Source organism: Streptomyces sp. NPDC026062 (genome assembly GCF_055568375.1).
Window position 1 is genome coordinate 126,039 of record NZ_JBVHOQ010000002.1, and the last position, 12,062, is coordinate 138,100.

Annotated in this window: 12 protein-coding genes; 6 read left to right on the forward strand and 6 right to left on the reverse strand. The window is 72.8% G+C overall.

Annotation, left to right across the window (positions count from 1 at the left end; translation table 11 throughout):
- Window positions 1-7: 7 nt before the first annotated feature.
- Complete coding sequence (locus tag ACZ4LX_RS02265) at window positions 8-469, reverse strand: nitroreductase family deazaflavin-dependent oxidoreductase (RefSeq protein WP_467637280.1); 462 nt, start codon at window positions 467-469, stop codon at window positions 8-10.
- A gap of 226 nt (window positions 470-695) precedes the next feature.
- Here ACZ4LX_RS02265 and ACZ4LX_RS02270 point away from each other — a divergent pair, with 226 nt between their 5' ends.
- The 3 genes from ACZ4LX_RS02270 (at window position 696) to ACZ4LX_RS02280 (ending at window position 3,324) form a co-directional block, all read left to right on the forward strand.
- Window positions 696-935, forward strand: coding sequence for a phosphopantetheine-binding protein (locus ACZ4LX_RS02270; RefSeq protein WP_467637283.1), 240 nt, complete (start codon window positions 696-698; stop codon window positions 933-935).
- Window positions 932-2,179, forward strand: a complete 1,248-nt coding sequence (locus tag ACZ4LX_RS02275; protein WP_467637286.1) for a beta-ketoacyl-[acyl-carrier-protein] synthase family protein — start codon at window positions 932-934, stop codon at window positions 2,177-2,179. Before ACZ4LX_RS02270 ends, ACZ4LX_RS02275 begins: the two co-directional genes overlap by 4 nt.
- Before the next feature lie 224 nt (window positions 2,180-2,403).
- Entirely contained in the window at window positions 2,404-3,324 is a 921-nt protein-coding gene (locus ACZ4LX_RS02280; RefSeq protein ID WP_467637819.1) for an alpha/beta fold hydrolase, read from the forward strand.
- An 18-nt stretch (window positions 3,325-3,342) separates the two neighbouring features.
- Here ACZ4LX_RS02280 and ACZ4LX_RS02285 read toward each other — a convergent pair whose 3' ends face one another.
- The 3 genes from ACZ4LX_RS02285 to ACZ4LX_RS02295 all read right to left on the reverse strand — a co-directional run bounded on the left by ACZ4LX_RS02285 (window position 3,343) and on the right by ACZ4LX_RS02295 (window position 7,195).
- Window positions 3,343-5,751 (reverse strand): endonuclease/exonuclease/phosphatase family protein, encoded by a 2,409-nt coding sequence (locus ACZ4LX_RS02285; protein ID WP_467637289.1) that lies wholly within the window; start codon window positions 5,749-5,751, stop codon window positions 3,343-3,345.
- Between the two features lie 331 nt (window positions 5,752-6,082).
- Window positions 6,083-6,448 carry a nuclear transport factor 2 family protein gene (locus tag ACZ4LX_RS02290; protein ID WP_467637292.1) on the reverse strand — a complete coding sequence of 122 codons (366 nt, stop codon included), beginning with the start codon at window positions 6,446-6,448 and terminating at the stop codon, window positions 6,083-6,085.
- A 294-nt stretch (window positions 6,449-6,742) separates the two neighbouring features.
- Window positions 6,743-7,195 carry a DUF5709 domain-containing protein gene (locus ACZ4LX_RS02295; protein WP_467637295.1) on the reverse strand — a complete coding sequence of 151 codons (453 nt, stop codon included), beginning with the start codon at window positions 7,193-7,195 and terminating at the stop codon, window positions 6,743-6,745.
- 283 nt (window positions 7,196-7,478) lie between these two features.
- Here ACZ4LX_RS02295 and ACZ4LX_RS02300 point away from each other — a divergent pair, with 283 nt between their 5' ends.
- Both ACZ4LX_RS02300 and ACZ4LX_RS02305 read left to right on the forward strand, forming a co-directional pair.
- Complete coding sequence (locus ACZ4LX_RS02300; protein WP_467637298.1) at window positions 7,479-7,709, forward strand: DUF6296 family protein; 231 nt, start codon at window positions 7,479-7,481, stop codon at window positions 7,707-7,709.
- A 313-nt stretch (window positions 7,710-8,022) separates the two neighbouring features.
- Window positions 8,023-8,607: a TerD family protein gene (locus tag ACZ4LX_RS02305; RefSeq protein ID WP_467637301.1), complete on the forward strand. Its 585-nt coding sequence runs from the start codon at window positions 8,023-8,025 to the stop codon at window positions 8,605-8,607.
- A 128-nt stretch (window positions 8,608-8,735) separates the two neighbouring features.
- Here the strand turns inward: ACZ4LX_RS02305 and ACZ4LX_RS02310 are convergent, their stop codons facing one another.
- Window positions 8,736-9,617 carry a DMT family transporter gene (locus ACZ4LX_RS02310; RefSeq protein WP_467637304.1) on the reverse strand — a complete coding sequence of 294 codons (882 nt, stop codon included), beginning with the start codon at window positions 9,615-9,617 and terminating at the stop codon, window positions 8,736-8,738.
- Window positions 9,618-9,771: 154 nt separating this feature from the next.
- Here ACZ4LX_RS02310 and ACZ4LX_RS02315 point away from each other — a divergent pair, with 154 nt between their 5' ends.
- Window positions 9,772-10,932: a winged helix DNA-binding domain-containing protein gene (locus tag ACZ4LX_RS02315; protein ID WP_467637307.1), complete on the forward strand. Its 1,161-nt coding sequence runs from the start codon at window positions 9,772-9,774 to the stop codon at window positions 10,930-10,932.
- A 172-nt stretch (window positions 10,933-11,104) separates the two neighbouring features.
- Here the strand turns inward: ACZ4LX_RS02315 and ACZ4LX_RS02320 are convergent, their stop codons facing one another.
- Window positions 11,105-11,947: a LuxR C-terminal-related transcriptional regulator gene (locus tag ACZ4LX_RS02320; protein ID WP_467637310.1), complete on the reverse strand. Its 843-nt coding sequence runs from the start codon at window positions 11,945-11,947 to the stop codon at window positions 11,105-11,107.
- Window positions 11,948-12,062 lie beyond the last annotated feature (115 nt).

Genomic DNA, 12,062 nt, shown 5'->3' on the forward strand with positions numbered 1-12,062 from the left:
CTGTTGGTCAGTCCTCGGCCGGAGCGGTCCGCCGCAGCCGGACCACCGGGATGTCGCGGTCGGTGCCGCGCCGGTACTGTGCGTACCGGGGGAAGACCTCCACCAGATGAGGCCACACCCGCTCCTTCTCCTCGGCGGACAGGGTCTCGGCGACGGCCCTGAAACGCTCGGGGCCCACCCGCAGCCCGACCGACGGCTCGGCGAGCAGGTTCAGGTACCAGAGCGGATGGCTGTCCGAGCCGCCGTTCGACCCCACGATCAGGTAGTCGTCGCCGTCGCGCCCGTACATCAGCACCGTGCGCCGCAGCGCGCCGCTGCGGCGGCCGGTGTAGTCGAGCAGCAGACAGGGGACGCCGAGCTGCGTGGTGCCCTTCGTGCCGCCCGACGACTCGTACAGCTCGGCCTGCTTCGCCACCCAGGCGTTCGGGCTGACGCGTGCGGGTGCCTCGTCGCCGTTCTCCACTGCCATACCGGTCCCTGCCTCTCGTGTGCCTTCCGCCCCATCGTCGCACTCCGGCGTGCGCACCAGCGGATTCGCACACCTGGACAGCCCCCCACCGGACGGGGGAACGCGGACCGGACCCGCCGCCGGCAGGGCGTATAAAAGGTTCCTCCGGACCAGCCGGCGTCCTCCGACGGCACTCACACCTTCACGCGGCAAGGCGTCACCGCGTACGACAGCGGAGGAGTGCCCCATGAGCACGGCAGACGAGATCAGCACCTTGCTGGTGGCGAACTTCGGGACCGATCCGGAAGCGATCCGCCCCGAGGTGCCGCTGCGACAGCTCAGGCTGGACTCACTGGCCCTGGAGGAACTGCGGCTCCTCATCGAGGACCGGCTGGACGTCGACCTGGACGACGTCCAGCTGACCTCGCGCGACACCGTCGCCCGGCTGGTCGATGCCGTGCACGCGCACCGGAAGGCGGCGGCATGAAGGCCCCGCACCGCCCCGAACCGTTCGCCGCCGCCGTCACCGGCATCGGTCTCGTCACCGCGGCAGGCGTCGGTACCGCCGCCACCTGGCGCGGGGTGTCCGAGGCCGCCGACGCGCCCTCGGTGCGGCACCGGCCCGAACTCCACGACCTGCCCTGCGACTTCATGTACACCATCACCGGCCTCGACACGAGGGCCGTGCTCGGCGTCGCCACCCAGCGGCTCATGGACCGCTTCTCGCAGCTCGCCGTCATCGCCGCCCGTGAGGCCGTCTCGGACGCCGGGCTCGACCCCTCGGTCTGGGACAGCGGCCGAGTCGCCGTCGTCATCGGCTCCGCCCACGGCGGACTGCCCTTCTACGACGAGCAGCACACCGCACTCACCGAGCGCGGCGCCCGCCGGGTCTCGCCCAAGCTCGCCCCCCTCACCGTCGTCAACGGCGCCGCCAGCAGCGTCGCCACCGACCTCGGCGCCCGAGGCCCCAGCCAGGCCGTCTCCACCGCCTGCTCCTCCGGCACCGTCGCCATCGGCACCGCCCACCAGATGCTGCGCACCGGCGCCTGCGACATCGTCGTCGCGGGCGGCGCCGAATCCGTCTGCTCCCGGCTGCTGATCGCCAGTGCCTGCCAGCTGAAGGCCGTCTCGACCCGGCGCGACGACCCCGAGGCGGCCTGCCGCCCCTTCGACACCCACCGCGACGGCTTCGTCGTCGGCGAGGGTGCCGGCCTCCTCGTACTGGAACGCCCCGAACACGCGGCGGCCCGGGGTGCGGCCGTCCGCGCCCACATCGCCGGATACGGGGCCTCCAGCGACGCGTACTCCGCCGTCGCGCCCGACCCCGACGGGCTCGGCATCGAACGTGCCCTGCGCACGGCACTCGCGGATGCCGGGGTGGCCGCCGCCGACATCGGCCACGTCAACGCCCACGGCACCTCGACCGTGGCGAACGACCTGATCGAGGCGACAATGCTGCGCCGGGTCCTGGGCGAGCACCCCCTCGTCACCTCGACGAAGGCCATGACCGGTCACACCCTGGGCGCGGCGGGAGGCATCGAGACCGCGCTGACGGTCCTGGCCCTCCAGCACCAGCTCGTGCCGCCCACCGTCAACCTCGACGTCCCCGACCCGGAGATCCCCATCGAGGTGGTGAGCAAGGAGGCCAGGCCGGGCGTGTTCGACGCGGCGGTCAAGACCTCGCTCGGCTTCGGCGGGCACAATGCCGCACTCGTCCTCACCAGGGCCTGACCGCGCAGCGGACCGGATTCCTGTCCGAGATCCCTGTCCGCGCCCCGCCCCGGCACGCAATCGCGCCGAGCCGGGGCGGGGGACAGGCGGCTCCCCCGCGTGACCCGCGCACCCGCACACCGACCGCAGACCGCACGCACCGGCCGCCGCCGCGCCCGCGCTCCGCGCGGACGACGGGGAACTCCGGACCCGACCCGAGGACCAAGGACCAAGGACCGATGACCATGCCCGACGAGACCATCCGGCATCTGTCGGTGCGCGGGCTGCGCTACAGCTACCGCACCCTGATCCAGCCCGCGCCCCGCACCGAACCGGTCGTCGTCCTCGGCGGCGCGCTCCAGGGGATGTACGGCTGGCCGCAGATGGACGAGCATCTGGGCCCGCTCGCCCAGGTCGTCACCGCCGACCTGCCCGGCATGGGCGGCGCCGATCCCCTGCCGCCCGGCACCGGCGACGACCTCCTGCACGCTGCCGTCGAGGGCATCATCCACGACCTGGGCGTGGCCCGGGTCAACCTCTTCGGTTTCTCCTACGGCACGTCGATCGCGTTCGGCTGCGCCCGGCGGAACCCCGGCCGGATCGCCCGGCTGGTCCTCGGCGGCGTACCGGCGCACATCAGCGACACCCAGCGCAGTCAGTGGGGCCGGGCGGTCGACCGGCTGGGCGCGGGGGATGTGGAGGGGCTCGCCACGCTGACCGCCGAGGCGCTGATGTGCCTGGACCCGGGGCGCCGGGTGCACCGCAGGGAGCTCGCGCGGCGCTATGTCCGGCGCTCGTTCGTGCACGCGCTCACCCATTCCCCGCACGCGGCCCAGTCGTTGCGCCGGGCGCTGGACCACCGTCCGGACTTCTCCGGCGGGTTGAGCGGAGTGCCCGCGCTCGTCTTCGCGGGTGAGCACGACACCGTGACCTCGCCCGAACGGCAGCGCGCCTTCGCCGAGACGATCGAGGGCAGCCGCTTCCTGACGATCGGCGACTCCGACCACTGGGTCGTGCTGGAGCGGCCCGACGATGTGGCGGACCTGGTGGCCCGCTTCTTCACCGACCGCCCCCTGGAGCCGGCGCCCGCCCTGGGGCCGCTGCCCGCTCTGCCGCGCCCTCGCGCGGGCGCGGCAGCTCCGGTCGGGCCGGGGCCGGGCGGCTGAGCCGCCCGGCCGGCGGGATCAGGGGCGGCCGTCGGCCTTCAGCCGCACGATCTGCGGGTCGTGGTCGCTCGCCTGGTCCGCGAACTCCGCGTTGATGTGCACCACGTCGTAGTCGAACCGCCGGATGCCGGGGCTCGTCAGGATGTGGTCCAGCGTCTGCGAGTTGCCGTCGTACACATAGCTGTACTGCTCGTTCGCGGGCAGCGTGGTGATGAGCGGCTTGAGCGCCTTCCCGGCGGTCAGCGCGGACATCGTCGGTGAGAACGCGAAGTCGTTCAGGTCGCCGAGCGTGACGACCCGCGCCGACTTGTCCGCCGCCAGCAGCGACTTCACGAAGGTGTTGACCTCCGTGGCCTGCTGGATCCGCTTGCTCTCCGAGCTGCGCGAGGGCTCCTGGTAGCGGCCGTGCAGCGGCTGGTCGCCGCCTTTGGAGGCGAAGTGGTTGCCGATGACGAACACCGGCTTGCCGTGGAAGCGGAACTCACCGACCAGGGGCTTGCGGCTGTCGTCCCACGCCGCGCTCGCCGGGTTGATCCGGCCGGGTGACACCGACAGCGTGACGCCCTTCCTCGTCGGCACCGCCGCCACCGCGGTCGTCGCGTCGCCGCCCGCGCGGTCCACGAAGGAGACCCGGTGCGGGTTGAAGAGGAAGACGTTGCGGATGTTGCCGCCCGGCTCCCCGCCGTCCTGGCCGTCCTGCGGGGCGACATAGCGCCAGGAGTAGCGGGGCCCGCCCGCCGCGACGATCGCGTCGGTGAACCGCTTCAGCGTGGCCTCGGAGCCGACCGTGCCGTCCTTGACCGCGCCGTTGTCGTCCTGGATCTCCTCCAGCGAGACGATGTCGGGGGAGGAGAGGTTCACCGCGACGCCCTCGGCGAGCGTGTCGAACTTGGCCTGCTCGTCCAGCGCGTCCAGGTTCTCCACGTTGTACGTGGCGACGGCGAGTTCGCCGCCCTTCTGCTTCCGTGTGACCTCGCGCTTGAGATGGCGGTCGGTGAGCGTGCCGAGCTGGGTCGCCTGGAGGTTGTAGCCGCCGTACGAGGCGTAGTCGATGACACCGGTGGTGGTGCCGGACAGCACGTCGCCGACGTTGCCGACCGGGAAGGGACGCGTGGTGTCGAGCGACATCACCTTGATCCGGCCGGTGTTCTGGTCGGTGTACGAGGAGTAGAGCGTCCCGCCGCGCCGCGTCGGGTTCTGCTTCGGGGCGACGGTCACCCAGATCTCGTCGTACGCGGTGGTGGCACCGGTGACCCGGGTGTCGGTGATCTGTACGCGGGTCCCTTCGAGCGACTCGTAGAGGTCGAGGGCGTAGGCCGACGGGTCCAGGGGCAGCGCGTCGATCGAGCCGCCGCCCGCCGAGGGGGTGTAGGCGGCGGGCACCGACGCGGCGTCCAGAACCACCGGGGCAGGCAGCGCGTTGCCCGAGGAGAGGACCGTCGTGCGGGGGGAGGTGATCTCGGTGACGGACTGGGTGGTGGTCGAGGCGTAGTACTCGTCGACCGCGCCGCTGACCAGCACCGAGTCGCCCACCGCGACGGCCGGGGCGGCCGAGCCGGTGTAGACGAAGACACCCTCGCCGGTGCGCGGGTCCGCGTCCGGCGCGGTGTCCTGGATCCAGAAGCCGCGCGAGCCCGTGGTGCGTACCGCGGTGACGATGCCGGGAACGCCGGTCACCGCCTTGCCGTCGAGCGGGGAGACCCGGGTGGTGCCCTGGATGTCGTGCACGCGCACGGTGCCGGGCTCGGTCGGGTTGCCCGGGTCGCCCGGGTCCGTGCCGCCGCCCGACGTCTCACCGGCCGCGTTGACCGGGGTGGGGGCCGCGGCGGACAGGTCCGCGGCGTTGTCGTCGGTGTCCGCGAGCGAGGCCGCGCGCGCCACGGAGGCGGTGGCGGAGGCGCCGGTGGCCGGTCCGCTGCCTTCCCGGACGACGGCGGAGCCGTAGCCCACCAGGTCCACGACGCGGGTGTCGGCGGCACAGTCGGCCGCCGTCTTGCAGGTCAGCGGCGTGGTGCCGGAGACCAGCGCGACGGTGCCGCTGGCGGCGGACATGGCGACGGTGCCGGTGGCGTCCGGGGCGGGCAGGGCGACGGTGCCGCCGGTGCCCGCGGCCTGGGCGAGCAGATAGCGGCCGCCGGGCGCGACGGAGCCCGTCAGCGCCGAGACCTGCCACAGCGAGCCCGCCGACGGGGCCCCGGGAAGGTACTGGACGCTGAACCCGGACAGGTCGTAAGCGGCGGAGCCGGAGTTGGCCAGCTCGACGAAGTCGCGGGTGAGCGTCGCTCCCGAGTTCCCGCCGCCGCCGTAGACCTCGGAGATCACGGCGGTCGACGACGGGGTCGCGAAGGCGGCGGGCAGTGCGGTCGCCGAGAGGGTTACGGCGACCGCGCCGGCCAGCAGGACGGAACGGGTTCTGGATATGCGCACGGAAACTGCCCCTCAGAGTGTGGTGAGGGAGCACAAGCTATGCGCGTAGAACCGGTGATGACAAGGCATCAGAGGTTAATTCCGGAAAACGCTCCGGCGCTGCGCGGGCGGTGGCGCCGTCAGCGGCGCAACGCGTCGCGCCACACGCTGTCCGAGCGCCCCCGCCGCGCCGGCTCGGGTGCTGACGGTCATCGCCCGGACGGTGGTGCCACGGGCGGGCTGATCGGCCCGTTCACCCCCGAGGCCCACGCGACCGGACCCGTTGCCGCCGCCGCCGCCGTCGCCGCCGTCGAGGGCGACGGCCGGCTCCGTGTACACCGCTCGCGCGGTTTCAGGACACCGGCACCCGGTCCAGGAACCCGCTGACCGTGCTGATCCGCCCGTCGTCGGCCAGCGCGACGACGTCCGAACCGGCGACGGGCGCCGAGCCGTCGGGGGCGACCAGTTCCCACCCGAAGCGGACGAGGGAGTGGTGCCCGTCCACCGCTCCGGCGGGCCGGAAGGCGAACCCGGGGAACTGCTGCTGCGTACCGCCGACCGCGGCAGCCAGTGCCTCGTGGCCGCGTACGTCGGTCAGCGGGTCGGTGTACGTGGCGTCCTCGGTGAACGCCGCGGCCACGGCCTTCTCCCGCTCCTCCGGGGTGGCGGCGTTCCAGGCGGCGAAGTAGCGCTGGACGGCGTCGTCGTAGGCGGTCATCGTGCGGTCCTCTCATCGGGCCCCGGCCGGGGCCGGGAGCGCTGTGCTCGTGAGGAACACGATGTCCGACGGGGTGGAGGGCGTCGATTACCTCCGAGGTAAGGGCTGCATGCGGGGCGGGGGCGGGTGGCTCGCCCGGCCGGGTCCCCCGCGCGTCACGTCCGGGGCGTCGCTTCCCCCGCGTGTCGTACGCCTGGCCGTCGCTTCCCCCGCGCGTTACGTCCGGGGCGTCGCTGCTCCCGTGTCACACCCCTGGCCCCCGGCCTCTGGCCCTCGCTTCTCCCGCCTTCGCTTCTACGCCTGACCGTCCGGAATGACGTGCATGGCCGCCTCCTCGGCTGACGCCCCGGCCCCGTCGATCCCGACGTCCTCGCCGGCCATGCTGTCCGGTTCGTCCAGATCCAGCTCGCGGGTGAGCCGACCGGCACGTGCGTCCCCGACCTCGGAGTCCCAGGGCTCACCTTCCCCGTCGGGCACATCGCCCACGCCGTCGCCGCGCGCATCGGTGTTCTCCGGCACCTCCCGGGCCAGCCGGGCGTCCAGCGTCTCCCCGCTGAGCTGCTCGGACCCGGTGGTTCCCCGGTCCTCCACGGCCCACGGCCGCTCGGGAGGCGAGTACCCCTCGTCCAGGACGTCGGCGAGCTGCCGGTGGTCGAGGGTGTCCGCCTTGTCGAGCTGTTCGACGGGGTCGGAGGCCTCCGGCTGCTGGGGCTGGTACACATCGTCGCCCCGGTCGGCACCTTCCATGACGATTCCCTTCCCGGTGTCGGGGATCCCGGGTCATGCCTGCCGTACGACGCGGGAGCAAGGGGCAAATCTGCCCCATTGCCTATGAACTTCCCATACCTCTTCAGGATAGGCAGCCAGAGCCGGGCCCCGCACCGTGCGGACGTGCGACCGTGCGCGGGCGGGCACGCCCGCAGTGCGAGACCATGGAGGTGTGGGCCGGACGACGGATGCCGCGCAGGCGCGGTCCCGTCGCACAGTCCGGTCGGCGCAGACTGCCCGAGGCCGTCGTGGAAAGGCCGTCATGGATTACCCGGAGAGCTATCAGCTGGTGTTTCAGACGTCCGCGGTGGAGGACGACACGGTGATCGTCCGGCGGACCGCGCAGTCAGGAGCGGGCGGATACCCGGTCTACGAGGACGAGACCGGCATCGTCCGTGCGGAGATCAGCGAGCGCGGAGAGGTGCGCATGCTCGCCAGTGGCGGGCACCAGCTCCTCGGCACGCCTCTGGTCGTGCCGGAACCGACCGTCTGAGCCGGCTGCCCCCCACGCCCGTGTCCACCCCGTCCCACCTCGTCCCGTCCCGGTCCCGGCCGCGGGACGGCACTCCTGGCAGACGTCGCCGACCTGGGCCGCGGTGTCAGGGGGTTCGAGGGGCCGTGTGCCCCGGCGTCATCGAGATCGCGGATCCCTATCACGCGGACACGTCCACCGGCATCGTGCCGACGCAGGACAATTCGTCCTGAGCCGTCAGACACTTGGTCGAAATTTTGCCCCTGGTGGGCTGCCTGCGGAAGACACCAGGCACACTCAACGTGTAGGAATCTCGCCACGAAGAGGATCACGCATGATCACGTTGAAGAAGGAAGACGGCCCGGCGGATCTGGACGGGGTCACCCACCTGTCCATCGGGGTGTCCTGGGACCCCACGGTCGGAGCGAGTGGCGGGGTGATGGGGAAGCTGCGTCAGAAGAAGGGCACCGACCTCGACCTGATCGCCATCGCGATGCAGGGCGCGGATCCCGTCCGGCTGGCCGGCCTCGATTCCCTGGACCCGCTGGGCAACGGCTCGCTGACGCACAGCGGCGACAACCAGACCGGGCACGGCGACGGCGACGACGAGACCGTGACCGTCGACTTCGCCCGGGTGCCCGGCAACATCACGTCCATCGTGTTCATCGCCGCCGCGTACAAGAAGCGCAGCTCCTTCCAGAGCGCGCGCAACATCAGCTTCAAGGTGTACGACGCCACGGGCGGCAGCAGCCAGCAGGTCGCCGACATCTGGCCGAGCCTTCTCAGCAACGACAACGGCTGCGCCGTGGCCAAGGCCATGCGGGCCGGCGGCAGCTGGAAGCTTGAGGTGATCAACGAGACGGGGAAGATCAAGCAGGGCGACGAGCAGGCCCTGATGCGCTTCGCGGTCAGCAAGTAGCCACTGGGCACCGGCTGCTGACCCCTGGTCACTCACCAGCGGTCACTGGTCGTCTGCCACTGACGGCCACCGGTGACCGGCCACCGGCCATCGGCAGGCACCCGGCCCCGGCCCGTACGCGCGGCGTTTCAGTTCACCCGCCGTGTACGGGCCGGGGCCGCCGCGTTCCCGGAGGCCAGCGGTGAACGCGCCAGCTCCACGCAGCCCATGGCGATCAGGCCGAGCGCGAGCAGTTCCGGGAGCACCCACCAGCCGGTGCGCAGGTCCTCGCCGAACAGGGTCACCCCGTACAGCACGCTGATCAACGCGTCGCCCAGGGTCAGACAGGGCTGGACAGCGACCAGCGTGCCCGCCTGCAACGCGTTCTGGAGGAGGAACAGCGCGCCGACGCCCGCCGCGGCGGTGGCGTAGAGCTGCCAGGACGTGAACAGCGCCGACGCTCCGCCGCCGTTGTCGAGCCGGGCCATCGCGTCCTTCATCAGCGCTGCGGTGAGCGCGTACGCGCAGGCTGCGGCCAGCCCCAGCAGCGCCGCCCGGGGATTGCCCCGGGTGGCCATGGCGCCCGCGATCAGGGCCGCCTCGAACAGGCCCGTCAGAATCAGCGCCGGTACCCACGCGGCCCCGTTCACCATGGCGCTGCCACCGCCCGGAGCGGCCGACGCCATCCCGAGGGCCAGCCCCGACGTCACGGCGGCCACCCCGAACCACACCGCCCGGGGCAGCCGCACCCGCATCACGAAGCCGGCGATCAGGAGTGTGGCGGGCAGCTCGATCACGAAGATCGGCTGCACCACCGCGATCGGGCCGGTGGCCAGCGCCACGGCCTGGCAGACGGCCGCGACGATCACCAGGCCGATGCCGGCCAGCCACACCTTCTGGCGCAGCAGACTGCCGATCAACGACAGCCGCATCGCCTCGCTGTCGGGGACGGTGAGGGCGGCGCGGCGCTGGAGTACGGAGGCCGCGCCATTGCTGAGCGAGGTCAGGACGGCGAACAGGACGCTGATCACCGGTCCATGATGCGGGCGGCAGGCGTGCGATCCGGGATCCCGGCGGGCCACGGCATGGCGCCGGCTCGGCGCGGGGACCGCCGGCCCCGGAAACAGCCGCCGCTGTCGGCCAACAGGACCGAACCCGACCGCGCGGCCGCGTAGCGTGCCGTCCATGGCCGTGAAGAAGAAGATCTCTGCCGCCGCAGCCCGGCCCGCCGTGCTCTCGCCGCGGAAGCTGGGGCGCGCGACCCTGGAGCGCCAGCTCCTGCTCAGTCGTTCCGCGATGAGCGCCCGGGACGCCGTCCGCCACCTTGTCGGCCTTCAGGCGCAGAACACCAGGCCGCCGTACTTCCAGCTGCTCGCCCGGCTGGAGGGCTTCGATCCCGCCGAACTCGCCGGGCTGATGGAGTCGCGTGACGTCGTCCGCATCGTCACCCTGCGCTCCACCATCCACACCCACACCGCCGACGATGCCCTGACTCTGCGCCCCCTCGTGCAGGAGGCCCGCGACCGGGAGCTCAGGATCTTCCGGAAGGGTCTCGTGGGCGTGGACCTGGACCGGCTCAGCGATCTCAGCAGACGGTACGTCGAGGAGGAGCCCCGCACCCCGAGGGAGATCCGCGAACTGCTCCTCGCCGAGTGGCCGGGCGCGGACCCGCAGGCGCTGAGCACGGCAGCCCGCTGCCTGCTGCCGCTCGTACAGACCACCCCGCGAGGCGTGTGGGGAAAGAGCGGCCAGGTCGCGCTGACCACGGCGGAGCACTGGCTCGGCAGACCCTCCGAACCGGCCCCGGCGCCCGATGCCACCGTGCTGCGCTACCTCGCCGCGTTCGGGCCCGCGTCGGTCAAGGACATGCAGTCGTGGGCCGGGCTCACCCGCATGCGCGAGGTCTATGAACGCCTCCGCCCGCGGCTGGTCACCTTCCGGGACGAGAACGGCGTCGAGCTCTTCGATCTCCCCGACGCCCCCCGCCCCGCCGAGGACACCCCGGCCCCGCCGCGCTTCCTGCCCGAGTTCGACAACGTCCTGCTCGGCCACGCGGACCGGACCCGTGTCATCCCGCCCCGCTTCAAGGGACGCAACGGGGTGGGGAACCAGGCGTACGGCAGCGTGCTGGCCGACGGATTCCTCGCCGCGGTCTGGCGGCTGGAGGAAGGCCGGGGCGGCGCGCCGACGACCGTCACCGTCCAGGAGCTGCGTCCCTTCGGCGCGGCCGAGCGGGACGCCGTCACGGATGAGGCCGTGGCCCTGCTCTCAGCGATGACGAAGGCGGCCACCGACAGCACGGGCCACGACGTCCGGTTCGCCTCGTTCATCGACTTCGACCGCTGAACGGGCTTCCGCGGGGCAGTTCCTCAGGTGCCGACGCAAGCGCGCCCCGCCGGCCCCTCGCCCCCCACCGACTCCCCCGCCGGCCCTCGCCCCGCACCCACTCCGCCGTCGGCCCCTCGCCCCGCACCGCGTCCGCCGCGGGGGCTACGGCAGCAGCCCCCGCCCGCCGGGGCTACGGCAGCAGTCCCGCCCGCCGTGCCGCGACGACCGCCTCCAGCCGGGTGTGCGCGCCGAGCTTCCGCATCGCGGAGCGCAGGTAGCCCTTCACGGTCTCGGGCCGCAGCCCGAGCCGGTCCGCCGCCACCGCGTTCGTCGCGCCCGAGGCGACACACGCGAGGACGTCCACCTCACGCGGTGCCAGCTGAAACGTGCGCGACCCCGGTTCCCGGGCGCCCGCCGCAGCGGCGAGCCGCCCGCACACCGCGAGCAGCTCCTCGCGCAGGGCCGGGTCGAGGACCTTCGGCGCGAGGGCCCGCAGCTCTCGGTGCGCCTCCCGGACGCCCTCCCACGCCCCGGGCACGGCCCGGGGGTCGGTGACCTCGTCCCGGGCCACCGCGAGGAGCTGCTGCACCTCGTCCCGGACAGCCAGCGTCTGCTCCACGTCGCGGGCCGCCGCGACCGCCGCGTCGAACGTACGGTCCCCGAGCGTGAGGGGCTCGCGCAGTGCGCCGTACAGCACCCCCCGCACCTTGCGGCGTACGACCAGGGGCACCGCGACCACCGAACGCAGACCTTCGGCGGCCACCGCCGCGTCGTACTCGTGGCTGATGTGGCGCGAGGACTGGTAGTCGGTCACCGCGCACGGGCGCGACAACGCGATCGACTTCCCCCCGAGACCGCTGCCGGCCGAGATCACCAGCCCCCGCAGGGCCGTGGTCTGCGCCCCGTTCAGCTCCGCGATCCTGGCGTGGCGGGTGTCGGAGAGCAGCCCGCCGAAGGCTACGGGCAGCCCGCTCGCCCGGCGCAGCCGCAGCAGCGCCGCTTGCATCTCGACCGCATCGACCGATTCCGGCACGCTGACGCCTTTCCGCCCCGGCTCCGGGGAACGCATCATCCCCCACGGCACCCCCGTTCGGGGGTGGTGAGACCTGAGTCACTGTTTACATGATGTCAGGAGCGTCGGGTCCGTA

Bases quoted from the DNA above. Each gene is read 5' to 3' on its own strand.
- ACZ4LX_RS02265 (WP_467637280.1), bottom strand. From the start codon at position 469: ATGGCAGTGGAGAACGGCGACGAGGCACCCGCACGCGTCAGCCCGAAC.
- ACZ4LX_RS02270 (WP_467637283.1), top strand. From the start codon at position 696: ATGAGCACGGCAGACGAGATCAGCACCTTGCTGGTGGCGAACTTCGGG.
- ACZ4LX_RS02275 (WP_467637286.1), top strand. From the start codon at position 932: ATGAAGGCCCCGCACCGCCCCGAACCGTTCGCCGCCGCCGTCACCGGC.
- ACZ4LX_RS02280 (WP_467637819.1), top strand. From the start codon at position 2,404: ATGCCCGACGAGACCATCCGGCATCTGTCGGTGCGCGGGCTGCGCTAC.
- ACZ4LX_RS02290 (WP_467637292.1), bottom strand. From the start codon at position 6,448: ATGACCGCCTACGACGACGCCGTCCAGCGCTACTTCGCCGCCTGGAAC.
- ACZ4LX_RS02295 (WP_467637295.1), bottom strand. From the start codon at position 7,195: ATGGAAGGTGCCGACCGGGGCGACGATGTGTACCAGCCCCAGCAGCCG.
- ACZ4LX_RS02300 (WP_467637298.1), top strand. From the start codon at position 7,479: ATGGATTACCCGGAGAGCTATCAGCTGGTGTTTCAGACGTCCGCGGTG.
- ACZ4LX_RS02305 (WP_467637301.1), top strand. From the start codon at position 8,023: ATGATCACGTTGAAGAAGGAAGACGGCCCGGCGGATCTGGACGGGGTC.
- ACZ4LX_RS02315 (WP_467637307.1), top strand. From the start codon at position 9,772: ATGGCCGTGAAGAAGAAGATCTCTGCCGCCGCAGCCCGGCCCGCCGTG.